This window comes from Cupriavidus necator A5-1 (assembly GCF_000744095.1).
Lineage (GTDB): Bacteria > Pseudomonadota > Gammaproteobacteria > Burkholderiales > Burkholderiaceae > Cupriavidus > Cupriavidus necator_A.
The window spans coordinates 2091792-2115432 of record NZ_JQLI01000008.1 but is presented as its reverse complement, the minus strand read 5'-3'; the positions used below and the strand labels follow the sequence as shown (position 1 = coordinate 2115432).

At 61.1% G+C, this 23641-nt stretch carries 17 protein-coding genes and 3 pseudogenes; 9 read left to right on the top strand and 11 right to left on the bottom strand.

All coding sequences use genetic code 11. From position 1 onward, the window contains the following. The first annotated feature begins 724 nt into the window (after nt 1–724). Nucleotides 725–2020 carry an MFS transporter gene (locus K307_RS33900; RefSeq protein ID WP_042887733.1) on the top strand — a complete coding sequence of 432 codons (1296 nt, stop codon included), beginning with the start codon at nt 725–727 and terminating at the stop codon, nt 2018–2020. Nucleotides 2021–2191: 171 nt separating this feature from the next. Here the strand turns inward: K307_RS33900 and K307_RS33895 are convergent, their stop codons facing one another. Further along, nucleotides 2192–3097 (bottom strand): LysR family transcriptional regulator, encoded by a 906-nt coding sequence (locus K307_RS33895; RefSeq protein ID WP_042885392.1) that lies wholly within the window; start codon nt 3095–3097, stop codon nt 2192–2194. A 102-nt stretch (nt 3098–3199) separates the two neighbouring features. Here K307_RS33895 and glaH point away from each other — a divergent pair, with 102 nt between their 5' ends. Beyond that, nucleotides 3200–4129 carry a glutarate dioxygenase GlaH gene (gene glaH / locus K307_RS33890; protein WP_042885391.1) on the top strand — a complete coding sequence of 310 codons (930 nt, stop codon included), beginning with the start codon at nt 3200–3202 and terminating at the stop codon, nt 4127–4129. Nucleotides 4130–4197: 68 nt separating this feature from the next. After that, nucleotides 4198–5436 (top strand): alpha-hydroxy acid oxidase, encoded by a 1239-nt coding sequence (locus K307_RS33885; protein ID WP_051975277.1) that lies wholly within the window; start codon nt 4198–4200, stop codon nt 5434–5436. A 6-nt stretch (nt 5437–5442) separates the two neighbouring features. On the opposite strand, the pseudogene K307_RS51235 reads toward K307_RS33885, so the two are convergent. From K307_RS51235 to K307_RS33865, 6 genes and pseudogenes are all read right to left on the bottom strand, one after another. Beyond that, nucleotides 5443–5562, bottom strand: a pseudogene (locus tag K307_RS51235) (IS5/IS1182 family transposase); the annotation flags it as partial. 149 nt (nt 5563–5711) lie between these two features. Continuing rightward, complete coding sequence (locus K307_RS33880) at nt 5712–6149, bottom strand: glutathione S-transferase family protein (protein WP_230626226.1); 438 nt, start codon at nt 6147–6149, stop codon at nt 5712–5714. Further along, nucleotides 6092–6352, bottom strand: coding sequence for a hypothetical protein (locus K307_RS49955; RefSeq protein WP_230626224.1), 261 nt, complete (start codon nt 6350–6352; stop codon nt 6092–6094). Before K307_RS49955 ends, K307_RS33880 begins: the two co-directional genes overlap by 58 nt. A 486-nt stretch (nt 6353–6838) precedes the next feature. After that, a complete protein-coding gene (locus tag K307_RS33875; protein WP_042885390.1) occupies nt 6839–7819 on the bottom strand; it encodes a quinone oxidoreductase family protein in 981 nt (326 codons plus the stop codon). Nucleotides 7820–8135: 316 nt separating this feature from the next. After that, nucleotides 8136–8465, bottom strand: coding sequence for a Rieske (2Fe-2S) protein (locus K307_RS33870; protein WP_051975276.1), 330 nt, complete (start codon nt 8463–8465; stop codon nt 8136–8138). Between the two features lie 26 nt (nt 8466–8491). After that, complete coding sequence (locus K307_RS33865; protein WP_042885389.1) at nt 8492–9484, bottom strand: Bug family tripartite tricarboxylate transporter substrate binding protein; 993 nt, start codon at nt 9482–9484, stop codon at nt 8492–8494. Nucleotides 9485–9680: 196 nt separating this feature from the next. Between K307_RS33865 and K307_RS50450 the strand changes: the two are divergent. Beyond that, nucleotides 9681–9938: pseudogene (locus tag K307_RS50450) on the top strand (putative sulfate exporter family transporter); the annotation flags it as partial. Nucleotides 9939–10032: 94 nt separating this feature from the next. Here the strand turns inward: K307_RS50450 and K307_RS33860 are convergent. After that, on the bottom strand, nt 10033–10848 hold the full coding sequence (locus K307_RS33860) for a GntR family transcriptional regulator (RefSeq protein WP_042885388.1): 816 nt from the start codon (nt 10846–10848) through the stop codon (nt 10033–10035). Between the two features lie 170 nt (nt 10849–11018). Next, on the bottom strand, nt 11019–11243 hold the full coding sequence (locus K307_RS33855) for a hypothetical protein (protein ID WP_042885387.1): 225 nt from the start codon (nt 11241–11243) through the stop codon (nt 11019–11021). Nucleotides 11244–11498: 255 nt separating this feature from the next. Between K307_RS33855 and K307_RS33850 the strand changes: the two genes are divergently transcribed. The 4 genes from K307_RS33850 (at nt 11499) to K307_RS33835 (ending at nt 18319) form a co-directional block, all read left to right on the top strand. Beyond that, nucleotides 11499–12512 carry a zinc-dependent alcohol dehydrogenase family protein gene (locus tag K307_RS33850; protein WP_042885386.1) on the top strand — a complete coding sequence of 338 codons (1014 nt, stop codon included), beginning with the start codon at nt 11499–11501 and terminating at the stop codon, nt 12510–12512. A 769-nt stretch (nt 12513–13281) separates the two neighbouring features. Then, a complete protein-coding gene (locus tag K307_RS33845; protein WP_042885385.1) occupies nt 13282–16566 on the top strand; it encodes an ATP-binding protein in 3285 nt (1094 codons plus the stop codon). Nucleotides 16567–16686: 120 nt separating this feature from the next. Further along, nucleotides 16687–18072 (top strand): FAD-binding oxidoreductase, encoded by a 1386-nt coding sequence (locus tag K307_RS33840; RefSeq protein WP_042885384.1) that lies wholly within the window; start codon nt 16687–16689, stop codon nt 18070–18072. A 79-nt stretch (nt 18073–18151) separates the two neighbouring features. Continuing rightward, on the top strand, nt 18152–18319 hold the full coding sequence (locus tag K307_RS33835; protein WP_155301315.1) for a hypothetical protein: 168 nt from the start codon (nt 18152–18154) through the stop codon (nt 18317–18319). Between the two features lie 64 nt (nt 18320–18383). Here K307_RS33835 and K307_RS33830 read toward each other — a convergent pair whose 3' ends face one another. Continuing rightward, complete coding sequence (locus K307_RS33830; RefSeq protein WP_042885382.1) at nt 18384–19325, bottom strand: hypothetical protein; 942 nt, start codon at nt 19323–19325, stop codon at nt 18384–18386. Nucleotides 19326–19673: 348 nt separating this feature from the next. On the opposite strand from K307_RS33830, the pseudogene K307_RS46720 reads away from it, so the two are divergent. Further along, nucleotides 19674–21701, top strand: a pseudogene (locus tag K307_RS46720) (AAA family ATPase); the annotation flags it as partial. A 439-nt stretch (nt 21702–22140) separates the two neighbouring features. Here K307_RS46720 and ltrA read toward each other — a convergent pair. Continuing rightward, nucleotides 22141–23448, bottom strand: coding sequence for a group II intron reverse transcriptase/maturase (gene ltrA / locus K307_RS33810; RefSeq protein ID WP_042876603.1), 1308 nt, complete (start codon nt 23446–23448; stop codon nt 22141–22143). Nucleotides 23449–23641: the final 193 nt, after the last annotated feature.

The following is a 23641-nucleotide window of genomic DNA, read 5'->3' as shown; positions in this document are numbered from 1 at the left end:
GCTTGACCGATCGCGACAAGTTGTTGCCGATTGGCGCCAACAGAGGGAAAACCCTGCTCGCAGTATCGGCCACACGGCGATTGAGGGCTTGAGGGTCCACCGCAGCAAGGCCCCGCTTCGGCGACGCTCGTGTTCAACGTTACGGCTGACAACCGACTCTCAATGTGCGCTGAATCCGGCGCCTTTGGTGATGCAAGCGCCTCCGGCGTCAGCGAATCCCTGTCATAAAAAGCCAAGTTCAAGGCGTGCAAGGTAAAGCGGGAAATATCGCCAGGCAGGATGATCCGGTGCGAGAAGTTCTTATCGAGGATCGTCTCGTCGAACGTGATGCAACCTTGCTCGCAACGCCACAATCTGTGACGTGTCTGCGCAAGCAAACTCCTGATGCTTGTGCCGCAAATGTGCGCCGATGGGGGACGAAATCGGGACGATGGCCCACGCCGCGATCCATGACATTCTCGACCATCGCCTCACACCCGATTCCGATCGAGCGGCGAAACGAGCTAACTTCGACGTCACCACACAAGTCATCCAGACGCTTGAATATGCACCCAATTCCAAAGCCCGCACGGCGACACAAGACAGCATCTCACGATGCTGACGGCCAGCAGGAACCACTGCCAGACCTAGCCTGAAACCTTGCTTCACAGCAGGCGCCACTATTAGTCATGAGTTTCAAGAATCATTGGAGGAGACAGAATTGACCCTGTATACGAGTAACGCGATGCCGGTTGAGTCGGCTGCGGCTACCACCGGTGCCAAAGCTTACGCATGGGTGGTATTTGCCTTGATGTTCTGCCTGTTACTGTCTGACTACATGTCACGGCAAGCGATCAATGCCTTGTTTCCGCTCTTGAAAGAGCAGTGGCAGATTACCGACACGCAGCTCGGCTCGATCAGCAGCGTAGTGCCGTTGACGGTCGGAGTGATGACCCTCCCATTCTCCATCATCGCGGACCGCTGGGGACGTGTCAAAAGCATTGCACTGATGGCTGCAGTGTGGAGTGTTGCCACGCTCGGGTGCGCTATTGCCAGCAACTACCATGAGATGTTTGTCGCGCGCTTCTTCGTTGGTGTCGGCGAGGCTGCCTACGGAAGTGTCGGGTTCGCTATGCTCCTGAGCATCTTCCCAAAGCATATGCGGTCTAGCATTGCCGGCGGTTTTACCTCGGCAGCTGCATTTGGGTCGGTGCTCGGTGTTTCGCTTTCCGGTATCATTGCGACGCATTTCGGCTGGCGCTGGTCGATGGGTGTGATGGCAATCATTGGCTTTGTGCTGGTGATCATCTATTGCGCCGTGGTCACGGAAAAGAAGCTTGCAAGTGCACGACCGGATGATGCGAACGGAACTCCGGCATACGGGCATGTGAAACTGACACCGCGTGCGCTACTCTCTGGCTTGTTTCCGTCCCGTTCCGTCTTTTGTGCGTACCTCGGCTGCGCCTTGCAGATCTTCGTTCAGGGCACTCTTTTTGTATGGCTGCCCAGCTACCTGAATCGCTACTGGGGCATGCCTGTCAGCGAGGCGGCCATCCTGGCCGCCGGCCTTGTCCTTGTCAGCGGCCTGGGCCAACTCATATGCGGTGTAATGACCGATCGGATCAGCGGGCATTCGTTGCTTAAGCGGTGGAACATGGCCATCGGCTATTGCCTTGTGTTAGGCACGCTGCTTGCAATCGCGTTCCGCTTGCCACATGGCAATCTGCAACTGGCGCTCCTCGTGCCCGGGGTGTTCTTCCTCGCCAGCTCGTTCGGGACCTGTAGCGCGATTATTGCCGGGGCCACACCGCCAGCCATTCATGGCTCGGTGTTTGCCACACTGACGTTGTTCAACAATATTCTAGGCCTCGCCGCAGGCCCCCTTGTCACCGGTATGGTTGCGGACGCGTTTGGTCTTGAGGTCGCCTTGCGCTGGCTCCCGCTCGCGGCAGTTCTGCCTTTTACCGTGTTCATCATTGGCAGGTGGTGCTACGTCGCGGAAAAGGCGACTGGCGTCGCCAGATTCGGCATGAGCACCTGACCCTGGCGTTTTGCGCCCTGCGACGCCGTCGGCAAATTGCTGTCGACACTCAATCCATCGTCCCCACGATCCTCCATCGCGGGGACGATGCAGCATCCCGTCGATCGGCTTGAGGCGGAAGAACGGAACGCTTACCTTCACGGGGCCAGCCTTCGGCATCAAAAGGCGGGTCTAGGATCCCCGGCCATTGAATGTCTCAGTTCCGAGTTTCACAAATGCTCGTACCGCTGGCGATACTTCTCGACGCCTGTAAGCCAGTGCCAGGTGCACTGAGAGTCTAAAGTCGGCGATCTGTTTGTAGATGACACCTGGCTGGGAGAAGTTCTGCATGGACTCCGGCACGATGGCCACTCCGTATCCCGCGGACGCCAGGCAAATTGCAGAGATGAAATCCTGGACGCGATATTCCAGATGAGGCGTGAACCCTCCGGTTTTGCCCAGGGCGGATAACGCAGACCCGAATCCTTCCTCCTCTGCAAACTGCGGCACGATGAACGATTGATCGGCCAGCGCGCGCGCTGGAACCGTCCCTCGGCTTGCAAGGGGATGGCTTCCTGCCATTGCAGCCAGCAAACGCTCAGTCTGCACGACTTTTGTTATCACGCCAGCCGGATTGAGCCGTCTGGGCCTGACGATTCCCACATCGATCTGTCCATCGCTGAGCGCTTCGAGCTGTCTCGGCGTTTCCATTGGCATGACTTCGAGCCGGACCATCTCGTGTGACTTCCGAAACTCGCTCAGCATCATCGACAGCAGGCCGCTGCTTACGCCCGATGCCACATAGCCGACACGGATGACGCCAGCCAACCCTCTGGCAGCCAGGCGTCCGACCTGGTCGGCTCGCTCAATATGCCGCAAGGCAGCGACAGCCTCGGCATGGAACAAGTGCCCCGCATCGGTAAGTGACACCGGCTTCCTTTTGTTCCGGTTCAAAAGCGTAACCCCCAAATCCTGTTCAAGGCGTTGGATTTGGGTGCTGAGCCCAGATTGGGCGACACCTAAGCGATCTGCCGCCTTCGCAAAGTGAAGTTCTTCCGCCACGGCGAGGAAGCACTGCAACTGGCGAACGTCAATCATCGATTTAATCCAAATTTCGGAACAAAGATTACACCATTATCTCTGGATCATATCAAGGAATCCGGATGAAATAGCGCCATACACCATCTCGGAGAACTATCGATGAATGCCCCGCTTCCTGCGGCATTGCTTGCCGGCAATGACGAGTCCCGTTTCCAATTGTCTGCCCACCCTGATCACCATCGCATCCTGCATGTGACCGCTGAGCACGATGCCCTTCTTGGGTTCCTGCATGACGTACGCAAGGTCGATGTGCAGAGCCTCGAGTATGTTCCCTTCATGCGCTACGAGCTCGCGAGCGCACTTGCGAAGCATGTCGGCGAGGACTTCGCTACAACCATCAACGGCATCGTGAAGGACCGGCAGCACGGTGGCTTCACGGTAGGACTCCAGGGACTGACGGCGGACGCCGACGATTTCGTTCGCTTCGGCACTGCCATTGGGCACCTCTTGGGCCCCAGCAACCACGATGCGATGTCTGGCACTTACTATGCCCGCTTCGTGGTCAGGCACACGGACAATAGCGACTCCTATTTGCGCCAGGCCTATCGACTCTTCACGATGCACACCGATGGCACCTTCGTTACCGAAGCGACGGACTGGCTGTTGATGATGAAGTTTGCAGAACAGAATGCCATTGGCGGCGAGTCCCGATTCCTGCATCTGGACGACTGGGAAGAGCTTAACCAGTTTGTCAGTCACCGTCTCGGAACGCAGCCTTTCCTCTACAAGGCGCCGGGATCCAAGAATGTCAGCGACAAGGTCGAGCGCCCGGTCTTTTTTCAGAGCGAGTTTGGGTTGTCGATGTCATTCATCGATCAGTTTGTACAGCCGCGTAATCGCGAGGAGGCAGCATTTCTCAACGCCCTGTCGACTTCCATGGAGGCCTCGTCGGGGACAAAGGAAGTGTCGCTGCCCGTCGGCGATCTGGTTGTCCTGAATAACTACTTCTACGTCCACGGGCGAGCGCCGTTCGAAAAGAATGAGGCGCTGTTCCGTGAACTGATGCGCCAGCGCGGCATGTTTGCCTGATTGTTCAATGGGATCCGGCGCGGCTGGCAGTCACAGCGGTTGGGCCCTGTTAGACTCTTCAAATCAAGATGACATCTCGAACAGAAGTTACAGAAAGCCAGGTCGCTCCGAGCGCTGGAATACCTGCCAAGCCTGCCTATGGCGCAAACCGTCAGATTCATCGACGACTACGCCCTATCCTCTCGCTTGCCGATTTTGAGGTCGCCGCAAAGAGGGCGCTTCCGCGCCCGATCTTTGGCTATATTGCCGGCGCCGCGGAGGATGGAAAGTCGCTAGCCGTGAACAGGACGGCATTCGACGAGGTCAAGTTTCGTCCCAAGGTCCTTGTCGACGTGTCGGGAAGGTCGCAAGCGACCGAGATCTTCGGGCAACGTTATGCTTCTCCCTTTGGGATAGCGCCCGTCGGAATCAGTGCGATTGCCGCTTACCGTGGTGATGTGGTCCTGGCGCAGACGGCGCGGGAAGAGCAGATACCCGCAATCATGAGCGGCACGTCCTTGATCCCGATGGAGGCCATTCACGCTGCGGCGCCAGGCACGTGGTTTCAGGCCTACCTGCCGGGTGACGCCACCCGGCGGGACGCGCTGATTGAGCGGATTGAAGCGGCCGGTTTCGCCACGCTTGTCCTTACGGTTGACATTCCCGTTTGGGCCAACCGGGAGAATAACGTCCGTACTGGCTTCTCTTTGCCTTTGCGACCGTCTGTCCGGTTGGCATTCGATGGCGTGTCCCGGCCGCGTTGGCTGGCGGGGACCTTCGCCAGAACGCTCCTCTCGAGCGGGATGCCGCATTTTGAGAATTCCTTTGCGACTCGCGGCGCACCGATCTTGTCGGCCTCAGCTATTCGCGACACGACGGGGCGTGATCACCTGAATTGGACGGACATCGAACGAATCCGGCAAAGATGGCGCGGCAACTTGGTCATAAAGGGCATTTTGCATAAGTCCGACGCCGAGCGCGCTGTCGCCCTGGGCGCCGACGGCATCATTGTCTCGAATCACGGTGGCCGCCAATTGGACGGTGCCGTGGAACCGCTTGCTGTATTGCCGGAAATCTGTGAAAGCGTCGCCCACAAGACAACCGTCATGATGGACAGCGGTATCCGGCGAGGCGGTGATGTTCTGAAAGCGTTGGCACTGGGAGCCCGCTTTGTCTTCCTGGGACGGCCTTTTATTTACGCTGCGGCCATTGGAGGAGCCGAAGGCGTTCGCCACGCCATAACTCTCTTGCGCGATGAGGTCGATCGAAACATGGCTATGCTTGGCGCGCAGACCCTCGCTGATGTGAACAATTCCGTCATCATATAGGGCGTGTTAACACAAACCGCGAAGCCCGTCGGCCACCAGCACGAAGCTGAGGAAGCCGAGGAACATCGCGTCGAGCTTTTCGAAGCGGGAGAAGATCCGACGGTAGCCTTTGAGTCGCCGGAACAGCCAGTCGGTCGCGAGGTCACCGCGCCAACGGTGGAGTGTCGAGAGTTGGACGCCGCGAGAGTCAGATGAACTTGAACCGCGGTCGGCACAGCAAGCTGGGGCTTTGCGGCGGAGGTGGCTTTGGACGCGTCTTGGCCGACGATGACGATCTATCCCGCCTCGACCCGCGCGCAGTACGCCTCGATGGTCCGCTTCCACGCGGGCCGAGCCAGGCACCGATCCCGATACGACGCGATTTCCGGATACGGCCCGATCAATCCCTCGTCCTTGATGCCCGAGAGCACGTGCGCCATCAGGATGTCGGCGACGGTGAAACCCTTTGTCGCGACGAAGTCGCGGTCAGCGAACCAGCGCTCCAGGTTCGTCAGCACCCGATTCGCCCAGCCGATTAGGAACTCGCGGTGCTTGCCGCAGCTGCCATCCGCCGTCCAGTCGAGCACCAGCAGGCTGAGCAGCGGCGGCTCGACCGAGTACATCGCGGCGAAGCACCAGCGCACCACCTGCGCCTCGCCGGCGCGGTCGCCGGGGATCAGGCGGCCAGACTTCTTCGCCAGGTAGACGAGGATGGCGGCGGATTCGGACAGCACCAACCCGTCGTCGTCGATCGACGGGATCTGTTCGAAGGGCTGAGCCGGCGATAGGCTTCGGTGTTCAGGTCGTGTGCGGGGTGGTCCATGCCCGCCAGCTCGAACGGCAGTTGCATCTCTTCGAGCGCCCACAGCACGCGCAGGTCGCGGGTGTGGCCGCGCGCGACAGCGTTGACCTTCGAAAAGCCGTAGAGCTTGAGCATGGTGACGTTCCTTCGTTGAAATTGCCCAGCTGCGGAGCGTACCGACATTCTAACGCCGGCGCACCACGCCCCTGACGAGATGGCCTCGTCGCGCGCATAGCAGAGATGCGTGGCGTGCGGTGGCCGGCGACGGGCACGCTCGCTACGCTAGTGGGCAATAGTCCAATGCCTCATTGAAATGGGACCGGACGGATTCGCCCCGGTGCCATCCTTCCACGTTGAAAGGCTTTTGTCGACGGCTGTCGACGCGGATCGGCGACGCCAGGGCCAACACCGCCACGGCTACCGCCACCGGTCGTGAGATCGCGCCGCTCTTCTACGACGCACTGCGCGATGGCGTGGCGTATGTGGATACGGGCGCTGCGCACAACGATGAGCGCCAGCGGCAGCGGGTCTTGAACAACCTGACCCGACTGCCAAATCACTGGGCTACGTCTTGCGGACCCAACGAGCCGGACGGCTCGAGTTTCCCAGGAGGGGGAACCCTCAGATCACGAAAATGGACGAGCCCGTGGTCTTTCGAGCCTCCAGGTCCCGATGTGCCTGCACCGCATCCTCCAAGGCATAGCGCTGATTGATCTCGATGCGGATGCGGCCTGCCGCCACGTGGCCGAACAGCTCATCGACCAGTTCCGCCTTTTCGGCAGGATCGGCGATATAGTCGGCCAGGCCCGGGCGGGTCAGGTACACCGAGCCCTTGCGGGCCAGAATTTGCGGGTCGAACGGCGGGATTGTGCCGGAGGCGGTACCCACGCAGACCATCAGGCCACGGCGCTTGAGGGAGTCCAGCGAGGACATGAAGGTGGCCTTGCCCACGCTGTCGAAGACCACGGACACACCCACTCCGTCCGTCAGTTCCCGCACGCGCTTGGCCACGTCCTCATGGCTGTAGTTGATCGTGTGATCGCAGCCGTGGGCGCGCGCCACTTCGGCCTTGGCATCGGTAGAAACCGTGCCGATCACCGTCAGCCCCAGCAGTTTGGCCCATTGCGAAACGATAAGGCCAACACCACCTGCCGCTGCATGCAGCAGCACGGCTTCGCCCGCCTTGAAGGGGTAGATCCGGCGCACCAGGTAGGCGGCGGACAAGCCCCGCATGGTCATGGCCGCCGCGGCTTCGCAACTGATTGCCTCAGGCAGCTTGATCAGCGGTGCGGCAGAGATCAGCCGCTCAGTGCTGTAGGCCCCCAGCGTGTTGGTGAAGCCCGTATAGGTCACACGGTCGCCGACCGCCAGATGGGTGACGCCCGCACCGACGGCCTCGACTACGCCGGCGGCCTCGTTGCCGAGGCCGCTGGGCAGCGGAACCTGATAAGTACCGCCGCGGAAGTAGGTGTCAGCAAAATTCAGGCCCACGGCCACGTGGCGGACGCGGACCTCCCCCGGTCCCGGCTCACCAACGCTGACGTCCTCAAAACGAAGGACCTCGGGCCCGCCTGTTTCGTAAAATTTAACGGCTTTCGCCATGTCTTCTCCTATTTTCTATCAAGTATGGACAGTTCACCTGGGCATGCCGCTTGAGCTCGCCAAAGGACGACCCAGTTGTGGGACACAGTTGATCCGGCTGCAGAAGATTTGCCGCAGGCGGCTCGACAAAGTCTGAGTGTCCTTCGCGACGATTAAATCATCTGCCCTGGCACTATTTTCTGCTTTACCTTGCACGCCTTGAACTTTCCTTTTTATGACAGTAATCCGCGTCGTCAAAGACACAGGATCCCCGCCTGCGCGGGGAGGACAAGCGAGAAGCGTCGTCGTGAATTCTGGAAACATCAATAGGGTATTCTCAACAATTGAGTTCTGGCACGCGCAGCCAAATTTGCTTGTCCTTCATCACGACTTCATAGGTGGGGATACGCATGCTCGCAGATGCCGTGCACAGGCCGTTGCGAATGTCAAAGCGCAAGCCGTGTGAAGGGCAACTGATAATGTGCTCAACACACGGACCTCCAGCCATGGAGGCTCCCGCATGCGGGCAACTGTTCTCCATGGCAAAAAACTGGCCGCCAACATTGAACACGATCGCCGACTGACCGTCTTGCAGGAAGACCAGTTTGCGTGCGCCCGGAGCCAGTGACTCCGGAGGCCCGACCAGAATCCAATTGGAATCAGGCATTGGCTTTGCACTCGCGTGCACCTCATCTATTCGTCGACCTTGATTCCTGCGTCGTTGGCGATCTTCGTCCAGACTTGCAAATCGTTCCGGACAATCTCGCCCAACTGCCCCGAGGACTTTACCGGAGGCGACTCGAAGTTCAGCTTCTTCATCAGGGCCGCGATCTCCGGCGTCCCCTGCACCTTGTTGACCTCATCGGCCAGCCGCTTCACGATCGCCGGACTAGTCCCGGGCGGCGCGAACATGCCGAACCATCCCACCGTATTGAACTTGTAGCCCTGCTCACCCAGCGTCTTGACGTCGGCAAGCTGGGGAGAGCGCACGTTGCCCACAATGGCAATGCCGCGCACCTTCCCGGAACGCAGGAACGGAACCGCCACGCTGGGATCCGTCCAGCCGATCTTCAACACACCCGAGGAAAGCTCGGTGAGCAGTTGACTGGCTGTCCGATATGCGACGTGCTCGGTCTTCATGCCAGTCTGATTCTTCAGCCACTCCATCGTCAGGTGCCCGGACGAGCCGGTGGCCCAGCTACCATAGCTGTACTTGTCCGGATTCGCCTTCACGAGCTGGATGAGTCCAGGCAAGTCGTGCACCGGCAGATCCGGGCTCACCAGCAGCAACACCCCCCCCACAGCTGTCTGCGCGATCGGCACGAGGTTCTTTCTTGCATCCTGGGAAATGGACTTGATGACGGCCGGCGCAACCACCATGCTGGATGCCGTTGTGTAGAGAATCGTGTAGCCATCCGGCGCCGCCTTGAGGACGGCGTTAGTCCCGATCACCCCGCTGCCTCCTGGCCGGTTCTCCACCACCACAGCCTGCTTCAGCGACTCGGAAAGACGCTGCGCCATGGCCCGCGCCAGCGCGTCGGTTCCCGATCCGGCAGACGACGGCACGATCATTTGAATCGGGCGCACGGGCCAGGCTTCCTGTGCCTGCACCGGTCCTGGCACGCACAAGGCGATGCTTGCCGTGGTGCACAGCGTGATTGAGAGCAGCTTCCTTAGTGATGACATCGTCGTCCCCATGTTCTTTCGACCATTACCCAGCCTGCTAAGTGCTGCCTGCCTCACCCAACCAAGAGTGCGACCAGCGATTTCTACCCGCTCCGGCTATCGTGAGTACGATCATAGCAGTCGTTATTTTTATTGTCGACATAAATAAATTGGAGTGTAATGACGTTACCGGAAGTGACCGACCAACGTAGATTTTGTGCGCGAAGCACACTGTGGACGGCTTTGCGCCGAACCTTGCACATCTGCAAGAACGCATCTACGCGCGCGCCGGCTTATCCGCCGCAGCGTGCCGTGGTTCATCGTCATGTTCGTGGCTGCGTCGGCCACTAACCAGTGGCTGCCGGCCATGCTTACGGATGCGGTACGGCTGGTCGCGCCCCCGCTGATTGTCGGCGCCCTGACGGCGATCGGGCTGAGTACGGATATCGCACGGCTCAGACGCGCAGGGTGGCAGCCGCTGCTGCTGGGGCTGCTGGTCTGGCTGAGCGTTGCCGCCAGCAGCCTGCTGATGCAGAAGCTGACCAGCGTGCTATGGAAGGCGCGGCCGCTCAGGCGGCCTTGGCCGGCGCGGCGCTGGGGCGGGAAGCGGCGCCCTTGCTCTTCGGCGCGCCGGATGACAGCGTACGGATGGCGGCGTCGCGGGAGCTTTCGATGCGCTTGCGCGCGGTCTGCAGGACCACGTCGATGTCGCGCCTGGCCACGGAACGCTGCAGCGCGCGCCAGGTCTTGATTGAATTCTCGAGCGAGCCGGGATTGGCTGCGAGCCCGAGTCGCACATAACGCAGCGTGCGCAGCGCGATGGAATTCAGCAAGTCCCCGACCAGCCGGTTTCTCGACAGGTCCGCCATCGCCATGTTCGCCAGGAACGTCGCGCTGATATAGGCATCCACGGCGGAATCCTCCACCGCCTTGCTGAGCTTCGGCATGAACGCCTCGAACAGGGCGTCAAGCGCCTCGACGCGCTCTTCCATCAGTTCGCGCAGCAGGATGGCGAACAGTGCTTCGCGCACGACGTAGATATCCTTCAGGTCCTGCGCATTCGGCTCCGTGACGATGGCGCCGCGCCGGGCCCGGAACTCGATCAGCCGTTCGCGCTCCAGGATGCGCAGGGCCTCGCGCACGGGGGCGCGGCTGACCTCCAGGACATCGCTGATATCCTTCTCCAGCAGGCGCTGGCCGGCATGGATGACGTCGATGGTGATCAGGCCCGCCAGCCGCACCGCAATCTGCTCAGCCACCGATGCTGACCAGTCGCGTCCATGCATGAGCGCCTGCTCCACAGCCAGCGTGACAGGATTCTGTGGGGTCTTCGGCGTCAGCAGAGCTTGCAGTTCAGGCGTATTGGTAGTCTTGAGTCTTCCCATGAGTGGAGGTACTTCCGAGAGTTGCGATCGGGTCCGGCGCAGGCACGGCGGAGCGCGCGGCGCCCAAGATCTTACCTCACGTCGTGCCCCGGGCCGGCACGGCTTCGGCCGTGTGCCAGGACCGCGGCTGGCGCCGCCTTGCCCTACCCATTGCGCACTGCGCGGCCGGCTCACTCGACGGCAGTGGGTGCCTCGTCCTCTTGCAGGTAGTTGCGCACGATCTTGCCTTCGCTGTCCCACGCCAGCAGATCCACCACCAGCAACGCCGCGCTCGCGTAGGACAAGCGCCCGGCAAGCCAGCAGAATCCGTCAGCGACAGCCCGGCCCAGGCGGCGACGGAAGCTGGCGCCACCTCCGGCGCACAGCATGGCGAGGCATTTTCTCACGTGGAACATGGTTGCAGTCTCCTTGGTTTGCGGCGTGCTCGACGCTGCTCGCTGACAGCACTCACCGTCGGCGCGACGCTTTCCACCATCATTACGAAAAATAATTCTTGTCGACACTCTTTATTTGCCGAAGTGACGCCCCGGTTGCCTGAACTTCCGCTCCATGCCGGACCGCTGCGCAACCAGTGCACTTATAGTCGACATTAATAATTTGGCAATGCTAAACTCGTTCCGCAGTGTTTTGTCGCCGACTAAGGGAATGCTATGACTGCAGCAAAAGCCGTTTACCTCGACCCACCGGCCGGTTTCGAGCGCATCGTCACCGGGGAAGCCACGGCCGCCCCCCCGGGACCGGGCGAGATCACCGTCCGCATACGTGCCAGTTCGCTCAACTATCATGACTACGCCGTCGTTTCCGGCCGTCGGGGCTTGACGGAAAGGCGCATTCCGATGGCGGACGGCGCCGGGGAAGTCACCGCCGTTGGCGCGGGCGTGAAGGCATTCGCGGTCGGTGACCATGTTGTCAGCACGTTCTTCCCGACGTGGCATGACGGAGAGCCGAGGTTGTGCGATTTCGCTACTGTCCCCGGGGATGGCGTCGACGGTTTTGCGCGGGAAACCGTGACGTTGCCTGAGGCCTGCTTCACGCACGCTCCGCACGGCTACAGCCACGCCGAGGCCGCGACGCTGACCACGGCCGGGCTGACAGCCTGGCGGGCATTGTTTGTCGATGGCGCCTTGAAGCCCGGAGGGACCGTGCTGGTCCTCGGCACCGGCGGCGTATCGGTCTTTGCCCTGCAATTTGCCAAAGCGGCCGGCGCGCGGGTGATCGCCACCTCATCCTCAGACGAGAAGCTTGGCAGGCTCCAGAAGCTTGGCGCAGATTGCCTGATCAACTATCACAAGACGACGCAGTGGGGCGAGACCGTACGCGAGATGACAGATGGCGCTGGCGTCGACCATGTTATCGAGGTTGGCGGCGCCGCGACCCTCGACCAATCGATGACGGCAGCCCGTGTCGGCGGACATATCGCCGTGATCGGCTCGCTGGGGAACCCGACCGGGCCGGTCACCGTCACCCAGCTGCTGCGCAAGCATCTGCGCCTGACCGGCCTGCTGGTGGGGAGCCGCCGACACCAGCTTGACATGGTGCGTGCCCTGAATGCCACTGGCATCCGCCCGGTCGTTGATCGGCACTTCCCGCTGGAAGCGATCGCTGACGCCTTTCGCTACCAGGAATTGAATGAGCACATCGGCAAGATCGTACTGGATATCTGACCAGCGGCTCCGAACCTCCGCGAAAGCGGAGTTTTCGGTTGTCAGGATGGCTTACTCAGGTGGCGATTGCTCCCTCCACTGGGCTCTCGATTCTTGCAAGCATGCCGCCTGGCGCAACGTTTTGGCCTCGTCCCGAGCGAGGTCTGCCCCATCGGCCCGGCGGAGGTGGCGCAAAAGCATTCATGCGTATCTAAACGGCAAGATGGGTCGTTGCTGCACATGCGACATCGCACTATTAGCGATTAATTGCATTTCTTCAATGACGTTCCGCGTCAGCAGATGTGGGGGCGGCGCCAGGCCGCAACTGCCCGGCCGCTAGGTCGGCCTGTAGCTCTTCGTGCGGACATTTTAACTTTGCCGGTGGGCTTCCCCTGCGCCACCCTGATCCCGAATCAGCCGCTTCCGGCCAGCATAACCGCCCTATCCAACACCCCGAAAAGCCTTCCCCCGCGCAAAAAGCACAGCCGTGCCGACATTTCTAAATAGCCAGCTGGTGTCAGGCACTCGCCGATGCCGGGCGCGCCATGCAGTTTCAATACCACCACACCGTGCCCCTACCTGGGAGCTCCGCGCTTTCGATGCAGATTGACGCGAGCGGTGCAAAAAAAGTCCAAACCAATCAAAAATTCAAGTTACGCTGAATTGTTGCCGCGATTCCGCAAGGCTTTGTTGCGCAATGCTTTTTACCGAGAGCGCGAGTATGTCAGACAGGCATCGCTGCGGTTGATCGCCGTGGTGCGCCACTTCCGGCTCAAACACGGAGATGCGGATGGGCTCCAGCACAGTTTCTCAGCATGCTCCTGAAGCTCGCTACTCTGTCCGGTTGTTCGGCGAGTTCCATCTCGACGGTGCTGACGCGCACATGCCCGATGCGAACTCCCCCCGATTACAGGCGCTGCTTGCCTACCTGATTCTGCGTCGGGGCGCGCCGCAGTCGCGCCAGCAACTTGCATTCCTGTTCTGGCCCGATTCCGGGCAAGCCCAGGCGCGCAATGCTCTGCGTCAACTCCTGTTTCAGCTGCGCAAGGCTTGGCCGCAGGCAGCCCGGCTCGTCCACGCCGATGCGCAAATGGTGCGATGGCTGCCCGATTCGGCGCTCGATCTCGATGTGGCCCAGTTTCAAACCGCCCTCGCCACCGCAGAGCAAGCTGCCAAGAACGGCGACGCCGCCGCCGAAGAGGAAATGCTGACGCATGCCGCGGAGTTGTATCGCGGCGACTTGTTAGCGAGTTGCCTCGATGAGTGGATAGGCCCGGAGCGCGATCATCTGCGCGAACAGTGCATCGCGGCGCTCGCCCGTCTCAGCGAGTTGAGTGAGCACAGACGCGACTACGCAGAGGCACTGAAGCACACGCAGCAATTGCAGCGGCTCGATCCATGCCGCGAACCTACCTATATGACGTTGATGCGTCTGCATGCGCTGAACCGCGATCAAGCGTCCGCGTTGCGCGCCTATCGATCCTGTGTTGAAACGTTCGAGCGCGAGTTAGGCGTCGTGCCGAGCAGCGCTCTGCGAGAGGCCTATGCGCGTCTCGCTGCCGAGGCTGCGCCAACGCAACTCCAACGCCCGCGGGACGCAACGCTGCCCCTGATTGGACGTCATCGTGAATGGCGACAGCTCCTCGAAGTGTGGCAGCGCACGCAACTTGGCGACAAGCAATTCACCCTGATCTCGGGCGAAGCCGGCATTGGCAAATCGCGCCTGGCACAGGAGTTGCTCGTATATATCGCCGGGCAGGGAATCACCGCCGCGCACTCGCGCGCCTACGCCGCCGAGGGACGGCTTGTGCTCGCGCCGGTCACCGACTGGCTGCGAAGCCCTGCGCTGCGCGAAGCGATAAGCCGGCTCGACAGACTATGGCTGACCGAAGTCGCCCGTCTGCTGCCTGAACTGCTAACGCAGCAACCCGGCTTGTCACCGCCCTCTCCGTTCACCGAATACTGGCAGCGCCAGCGCTTCTTCGAGGCGCTGGCACGAGCTTTCCTGGCGAAAGGCGGGCCGCTGTTGTTGTTGCTTGACGATCTGCAATGGTGCGACGCGGAGACGCTCGAATGGCTACGCTATCTGATGCGCTTCGACGGGGGCGCAAAGCTCCTGGTGGTCGCTACGGCGCGTCATGAAGAAATCATGCCATTGCACACCGTGAACCGGCTGCTTGACGCCTTGCGCCGCGACGACCAACTCATCGAGATATCACTGGGCGCCCTGGATGCCGCCGAAACCGCGAAGATCGCGGCCCAGATCATAGACCGACCGCTGGCCGATACGGAGGCCACACGGTTATTCCAGGAGAGCGAGGGCAATCCTTTGTTCACGGTCGAGATGATGCGCGCCCGCTCGGACATCGCGACGGCCGATGGAGCGCAGAGTGGGACAAGTTCGAAGTTGCCACCCAAGGTATATTCGATCATCTCGAACCGGCTGGCGCAACTCTCGCCCGCCGCAAGGGACATCGTCGGGCTAGCCGCGATCGTTGGACGCGCCTTCAACGCCGACGTGCTCGCCCAGGCGAGCGACTTGAGCGAGGACGCTCTCGCAAGCGCCTTGGACGAACTCTGGCAACGGCGCATTGTGCGCCAGCCCGACAGCGGGGGCATGGCCTTTGACTTCAGCCATGACAAGATCAGGGACGTGGCATACGCCGAGGTGAGCCCCCTGCTGCGCCGCCGCTTGCATCAGCGCGTGGCGCGGGCACTCGAGCAGGAACCAGGCGGCGATCTCGACGCTGTAAGCGCACAGATTGCTGCCCACTACGAGCAGGCGGGCCAGACCAGCCGGTCAGCCGCTTTCTATCGTCACGCGGCTGGCGTCGCGCAGAGTGTGTATGCCTATGACGATGCAATCGCGCTGCTGCAACGCGGGCTGTCACAAGCCAATCAGATCGTGGACCCACAAGAGCGCGCCAGGCAGTCGTTGGCATTGCAACTCGACCTTGCGCCACCCATCCGCATCTCCCGCGGCTGGGCGGCTCCCGAGCTGGAATCGCCGCTGCGAGGCGCCGTGGAACTCAGCAGATATGCAGGCGACGTCAGTCAACAGGCGCGCGCTCAGGTCAGCCTTGCATTCTTTCTTGAAGTGAGGGCGGAAATTGCGCAGGCACAGAGCCTGAGCGAGGAACTCCTTGCGGGGTTGGGCACGCTTGGCTCGGGTACCTACGCGGTGATGGCGTGGACCAACGTCATGGGGAGCCTGGTCCAGAAGGGAGATTGGGTGGCGGTGGAAGCTGCGTATCAACATGCGCACGACGCGTATGACGAGGCCCAGCACGCCGAGCATGTGTCGCTGATGGGCGGCAACTTCGGCGTATTGGCCGCGGCATGGTCGGCGCATGCATTCTGGTTCACGGGACTCGCCGACCAGGCAATGCAGCGTGGGCGCGAAGCACTGGCGATGGCGAATCGGGTGGCACACCCATTCTCCCAGGCGCTTGCGCTGGCCTATCTCGCCATGCAGCATGCCCTGCGACGCGAGCACGGTCTCACGCTTCACTACGCCAGACAGGCGCATGAGATCGCCGAACGGTACCACGTCGGGTATTACCTCGCCTGGGCCGACGTGCTGCTCGCATGGGCGAGCGCGAAACAGTCGCCCGGCTCCGAGGCTGTAGCGGGGATGCAGGCGGCCATCGACGGCTTTCTCGCCACGGGCGCACGCCTGCGGCTGACGCTGTATCGCGGGCTGCTTGCGGAATGTCTGGGCGACGTGGGTGAAACCGAGGCCGCGCTTGCAGCGCTCGATCGAGCGCTCGATGACGCCAGGCGCACAGGGGAGCACTGGCTGGACGCCGAACTGTATCGCCAGCGCGGCGAGCTGCTGTTGCACAACAGCGCCAACCTCGTCGAAGCCGAATCGTCGTTGCTCAGGGCGCTCGAGATCGCCACAAGCCAGGGAGCTCACTCACTCGAGTTGCGCGCCGCCCTGTCGCTGGCAAAGCTGCGACAGAGGCAGGGCCACGTCGACGCGCGTACTGCGCTCGAGCCGCCGCTCGCCCGATTCACCGAGGGCTTCGACCAGCCCGACATCGTCGAGGCGCGAGCGTTACTTGCGCGTTAGTTGCGGTTGGACCGCTCAGTCCGGCCGGGCAAGAAAATCTCACATCTAACGCCCGACCTAACGCTTTCCAGACGCTGCGATTGATACAACTACTGCATACCAACCGTGCAGGAGGCAGCCATGGAATCTTCGCTGAATGAGACCGTCGCAACCGCGCTCAAACCGCATTTTCGGGGCGAATTGATTCAACCTGGTGATGCGACCTACGACCAGGCGCGCAAGGTGTACAACGGAATGATCGACAAGCGCCCGGCGCTGATCGCGCGCTGCACCGACGTTGCAGACGTCATTGCGGCGGTGAACGCCGCGCGAGACGGGGGACTGATGTTGGCCGTGCGCGGAGGCGCACACAATGGCGCCGGGCTCGGCACATGCGATGGCGGACTGGTGATTGATCTGTCACCGATGAAAGGCGTGTTTGTCAATGCGAAGCGCAGGACGCTCCGCGTCGGCGGTGGCTGCACTTGGGGCGATGTGGATCATGCCGCAAGCCCCTATGGCCTGGCGACGCCCAGCGGATTCATCTCGACCACCGGCGTGGGCGGGCTGACGCTTGGCGGGGGCATTGGCTATCTCAGCCGAGCATTCGGTTTGACGATCGATAACCTGCTCAGTGCGGAGGTTGTGCTGGCCGACGGACGCTTGGTCAATGCCAGCGACGACGAAAACGCGGACCTGTTCTGGGCGCTGCGCGGCGGCGGTGGCAATTTCGGCGTGGTCACGTCGTTCGAGTTCAAGGCCCATCCCGTCGGCACGGTCTACGGCGGCCCGATGCTGTGGCCAATGGACAAGGCGCGCGAGTTGATGAAATGGTGGCGCGAGTTCATCTTGACCGCGCCGCAGGACATCAATGGCTGGTTCGGCTTCGTTACGGTTCCGCCCGCGCCGCCGTTCCCCGACGCTGTTCACCTGCAAAAGATGTGCGCCGTGGTGTGGTGCTACACCGGCCCGCTGGATGAAGCCGAAGCCCGCTTCCAGCCGATTCGCGACACCGTGCCGCCAGCAGTGGACTTTGCCGGGCCCATTCCATGGCCGGTCCTGCAGAGCCTCTTCGACGCGCTGTATCCGCCTGGCTTGCAGTGGTACTGGAAAGCCGACTTCGTGAGCGACCTGAGCGACAAGGCGATTGACCTGTACATCAAGTACGGGCAGCAGTTGCCGACGATGCATTCGACCATGCACCTGTATCCGATCAACGGCGCGGCGCATCGCGCAGGCCGAAACGACACCGCGTTCAGCTACCGCGATGCGAACTTCGCCAGCGTGATTGTCGGCGTGGATCCCGACCCGGCCAACAACGATCGCATGACTCAGTGGGCGAAGGACTATTGGCTGGCGCTGCACCCGTACGCGGCAGGCGGAGGCTACATCAACATGATGATGGACGAGGGTAATGACAACGTGAAGGCGGCCTATCGCGACAACTATGCGCGCCTGGCGGAGATCAAGCGGAAGTACGACCCGGCAAATCTGTTCCGCGTGAATCAGAACATCAGGCCCACTTGATACAGCGGATGGAGACATGCGGGGGAAATACCCCTTGCGGACCACTCCCCTTACCTATTGGAATCTGAAGGACATATTCATGAGCAAGTTCGTGTGCACGGGATTCGCGGCCTTGGTGCTCGCTTTCGCTGGTTGCGCTGGCACCGGGAGTGACGCGGATTGTTCCGGCGTCAAATCCATGGGTGCAATCGCCGGTACAGGTGATCGGGCAAACGAGGGGCAACGTTCGCTCTACCTGTTGCAATAGGGGGCGCGCGACGGGATACTTACCGGCCGCGAACGGGGAAGTTCGCAGCCGGCGCTGTCGCGCGCTAACTCATGATTGGTGCCATCGCAGTTTCGATTCGAGACACCTGCTTCCCGGTGATCATGCCGCTGAGAATCTGACTGAAGCGGGGTTCCTGCACTCCGGAAATGATGTATTGCCACCTGTATGCTGCAAGCAGGCTCATGCGCACAGATTCCCTGTCAGCCATCGGCAGCGATCGTCCGCAGATCATCGCAAAGTAATCAGCGTCCGCGCGAGCCTGTGTTTGCAGCATGCCGTCGACGGCGGCGATCAGTTCGATCAGATCGTTGACACCTGCGTCACGTTCTTCAGGCGAAAGCCTCGCATCTTCGCGTTGCCATTCGATTTCATCCAGAATCGCATGCTGTGATTCCTCGCGCCAGTGATAGAGAAAGACATCCTTCCATAGTTCAGACGAATTCGGGTCCCCGTCCATGCTGCCGCGATAGTGCGCGAGCACGAAGAGTTCGATGTGACAGGTTAGAGCGAGCACTGCCCATGTGGACTTCGCGAGTACGAACGACGCCACGCTGTTTGCTTCCGGCACAAACGTGTAGCCGGCTGGCATGCCTTCGGCGCACATGCGTTCGATGCGGCGAAACAGCTCCTGATGCTTGATTTCTTCATCAGTGAACCGGACGAGTGCCTCGAGCGCGCTTTGGTCGCCGAGGCGGTATGGGCCGCTCATCTCCAGTACCTTCGCTGCAATGAAGCGTTCGACGAGGCCAAACATGTTTGCGTAAGTGCGGCCCTGAATCTGACTGAGCAGGCGCTGCTCGTCGGGACCAAGAAAGGCGAGAGAATCGACCTTCGATAGCGCGTCCGGGAGAAATTTCTTCGTAAAATCGAAGCATCGGCCGCGAATCACGTCGCGGTCGATATCCCAGCGGACGCGCTTGGACGCAGCGATACACTTGGCGTAGCGGTTGGTGTTGAGCTTGTGCCCATCAGTCATGGTTTCCATTGAAACATCTCCTTCAATTGCGATTCACGCATACCTCACACGTCCCGTGGCCGCCGCGAGCGAGGAGGTCCTCTCGCCCCGCACGTGTTCGGAAGCCGGGCGACGGTTCTGAGGTTCTGAGGCTCTGGGGCGCGTGAGCTGCCGCCTGGCGTACTGTGCCGGTGCCGCCCGGGATGTCCCGGCCCCTCGAACGTGTCAGCCAGGTTGGGCGTACGGCATCGTCACGATCCAACTATCGTTGGCGGTCGTCATCGATCCGTGAACAGCGTGCGCGTCTGCGTAAAAACGCCGTCAAAAAAATGAGACTCATGAAGGACAGGCGGGCAGGCAGGCAGGCAGGCAGGCTGCATGGGATGCCTGAATGTCGTGCAGCGCGGAGTAAACTGTTTGAGGGCGACGCATCACCTCACGCACGACATGACCCGGCTCAAGATCGAAGTCCTCGGAGGCTTGCACATCCGGCTTGCTGGGCAGCATGTGCCGCTGGACTTTCCCACCAGGAAGAGCAAGGCCATCCTGGCCTACCTTGCCTTGTCGCCAGGCATGCTGCGCTCGCGAGAGCAACTGGCAAGCGTGTTCTGGGAGCGCAGCGCTGAAGAGCAGGCAAGAGCCAGTTTGCGGCAGACACTGTCGAGCTTGCGCCGGATTCTGCCGAACGCACCGCCATTGTTGAAAGCGGAGCCGGATGTCATATGGCTCGACGCACATCTCGTGGAAGTCGACGCGCTGCGATTCACGCACCTCGCGACTGAGCGGTCTCCCGATTCACTGGCAAAGGCTGTGGCGCTCTATCGGGGCGCGCTACTCGATGGTTTTGGCCTGCGTGAGGAGCCCTTCGAGCAGTGGATGATGGTCGAGCGTCGCTGGTTTCATGAGCGCGCTGTGGAAGTGTTCGCCGAACTCGTCAGCCATTATGAGCAGTCTGGCGAATTTGATCGTGCAATTGCGGCGGCAAGCAAAGTACTGGCTTTGGATCCATTACTCGAATGGGCCCATGCGGTGCTTATCAGGCTGTATGCGAGGACGGGACGCCGGGACGCTGCCGTTCGCCAGTATCAGGAATGCGTCCGTGTGCTCAATACCGAACTTGGCATTGCCCCCGCAGAGGGCACGCAACGTCTGGCAGCCCGAATCCAGGATTCAGGCGGAGATAGAGAGCCTGCAGGTCCAGTTGTCTCTGTCGGGGAGCCGGCTGAACAGTCCGGCAGCGCGTGGCGCGCTGAGTACGAAGCAGAAAATGCGACGGTATTGCCGGCGGAGCGTAAGCAGCTAAGTGTGCTCTGTGCGCGCGTGCGCGAGCCGATTAGCGACTTGGATCCCGAAATGGCGCTTGAGCGCGTCGACCCTGTGCTGAAAGCAATGGTCGACGCTGTTCAGCGATTTGGCGGCTTGGTCACCCAGTTCAGAAGTGATGGTGTGACGGCACTGTTTGGGGCGCCTGCCGCACACGAAGACCATGCGGTGCAAGCCTGTTATGCAGCCCTCGCGATGCGCGACCGCATTTCGGCGCTCATTGACCGGCCTCTGGACGTACGTATCGGCATACATTCTGGCGAGGCCGTGGTCCGGACGATTGGAAACGACCGGTCGCAGCACTATGACGCGCTTGGCTCTGTACCGCAGCTTGCAAATCAAATAGAGGCCGCGCTCTCTGCCGGAGAGATCGGCGTGAGCGCCGACACGGTGCGGTGTGCGGAAGGCTTCATCGAAGTCTCGGATCCTCGCGCGGGGCCGCTTCCTGGCGCGACGCCTCCCGTCGAAATTTTCATGCTGCGTACGAAGTCCGCGTTGCGTCTTCGCTGGAACGCTCGCACCGTACGCGGCCTCACACGTTTTGTCGGCCGCGACGCGGAGATGGCCAGTTTGCAGGGGATGCTCGAACGTGCCGGACGCAGCGCAGGCCAGGTATGCGCGATCGTAGGAGAACCGGGCGTGGGAAAGTCTCGCCTCGTGCACGAGTTTGTCAACTCGGAACAAGCGGCCGGATGGACAAAATTCGAAACCGGCACAACCTCACACGACACGAGCGCGATCTATCTTCCGCTCGCCAACCTGCTACGAACATGGTTCGGCATCGGCGAGCGCGACACCCTGGCCGAGGCAGCCGACAAGCTTCGTCGCGGCGTCAACGCGGTCGACCCGGCGCTCGCGTCGACGCGTCCCGCGCTGGCTGCATTGCTGGACTTGCCGCCCGACAATCCGCAATGGGAGATGGCGAGTTCGCCGCAAAGGCGCAAGCGCACGCTCGAAGCGGTTGCCACTCTTGTGATCCGCGCGAGTGAGCACCGTCCATTGATACTCGTTGTCGAGGATCTGCACTGGATCGATGACGGCACCCAGGCTGTGCTCGATCATCTCGTCGACTTCATCGGTGCGGCGCGCGTGTTGCTTCTCGTGACCCATCGACCCGAGTATCGGCACAAATGGTTTGGCAAGAGCTATTTTTCCCAACTGCACGTGGACAGTCTCGGCGCCGAAAGCGCGGAACTGCTGCTGCGGTCGCTGCTCGGCGACGATGGCGGGCTTTCCGCGCTTCGCCGGCGCCTGATCGAGCGCACGGGAGGCACGCCGCTTTTCCTGGAAGAGTCTGTTCGTGCGCTGGCAGATGCGGGCGCACTGGTCGGCCAGATGGGTGCCTACCAGATGGTTCGAGCCATCGACACGTTGTCGGGTAAAGGACTGGCGCGGTGCTCGGCTTGTCCGGCCCGTTTCCAGCCCCTCCCCATAAGAACTGCTCGTGAGGTTTTCCCTCAAGCAGCTCACCCAGTGAGATTCATCGCAAGGGTTATGAGTCCTATCGGTGTGGCGACCACTTTCACGCGAACCCCTCCGCGCCCGACAGCGGGCGCGTCTTCCAGTCCCAGAACAGTCCCAGGACTCCGTAGAGGTACTCGTTACTCCATCGTCGCCACCCGATGCTCGTCTTCTGGCGTCGCTTGCGCCGCGTTAGCAGGGTTCGAACCTTCATTTCCAGATAGTCGCGCACCTCGCTGAAGGCGCGACTGGCGTTGCCGACCCGGAAGTAGTTGACCCATCCCGCCACCGCAGCGTTGAGTTTCGCGACCAGTTTCACGGCCGGGGTCGAGCCTCCATGCCGGATGATGTCGCGGATCCTCGCCTTGATGGCTTGGCGAGCCTTCTTCTTGGGGGTCATCAGGACGAAGTACCCGTTCCCCGCTCGTTTGCGCACGCGACGCAGGTCGAATCCCAGAAACCCAAAGGCGTCCTCCTTCAATGTATCCACCACAATGGTTTTCTCCGTGTTCAACTCGACGCCTAGCGGCACGAGTTGTTCCCGCAAACGCTGCAGGGCACGTTCAGCCCAGCCGCGTTTGGTGTGGTGGCCACTGACGGTGATGACAATGTCGTCAGCAAACCGGTGATAGTTCACTGCCTCGTAAGGGCCCTGTGCCGTCTTGCGTCGAATCTCATCGAACATCCAGTCAATCTCATTCAAGTAGATGTTCGCAGCGAGTGGGCTAAATGGGCCACCTTGCGGTACCCCAACTTTGCCCGCTGCTTTGATAACCTGCTTGACCAAGTGCATGACCTGAGGATCCTGAATGCGCTTCGCGATCTTGCCCAACAGGGTTGAATGTTGAATTGTGTCAAAGTAGCGCGACAAATCCACATCAACCACCGTCGACATGCGCCGCAGCACACTGCGTCTGACTTCCGCCAGCGCGCGGTGTGGGGACCGCTTCGGTCGGAACCCGTAGGAGTTCGGGCAGAAGTCCGCCTCGAATACCGCTTCGAGGATCAGTTTCAGCGCCCCCTGCACCACGCGGTCGCGGATGCAAGGAACCTGGAGAACGCGGACCTTGCCATTGCTCTTCGGGATCTCTACCCTGCGGTTCGGCTTGGGTTCATACCTGCCTGTTTTGAGGTCTGCCTGAATCTCCGCAAGGAATACAGTACGTCCCGATGCCTCGATGTCTTCAAAACTCAGATCATCGATTCCCGGCGCACCGCCGTTCCTCTTGGCGATACGGTAGGCCTCGTCGAGGGTTTCACTCTTCGCAATATGTACGAAGAGCCCCCAGAAGCGATGAGTCTTGTCAGACTTCGCCTTGCGATATATCCGCCTTCTCAGTTCCTGCAGACTGCCGGATGCCTTTGTCATTTCATCCCTGCCTCACCTTGTTGGGCGGAGTACTCACCGGTCCGGGCCCTTCCCTCCGGGCGCGTTTTGCTGCACGCCCATCGACAGTACTACGACCCGATCCGTCACCCTGGCACCTATGCCCGCATTTCCCACTCGCGGTTATAGCGGACATCTCCTCGACGGGATTTCTCCGCCGGGTGCCGAGGGCTTC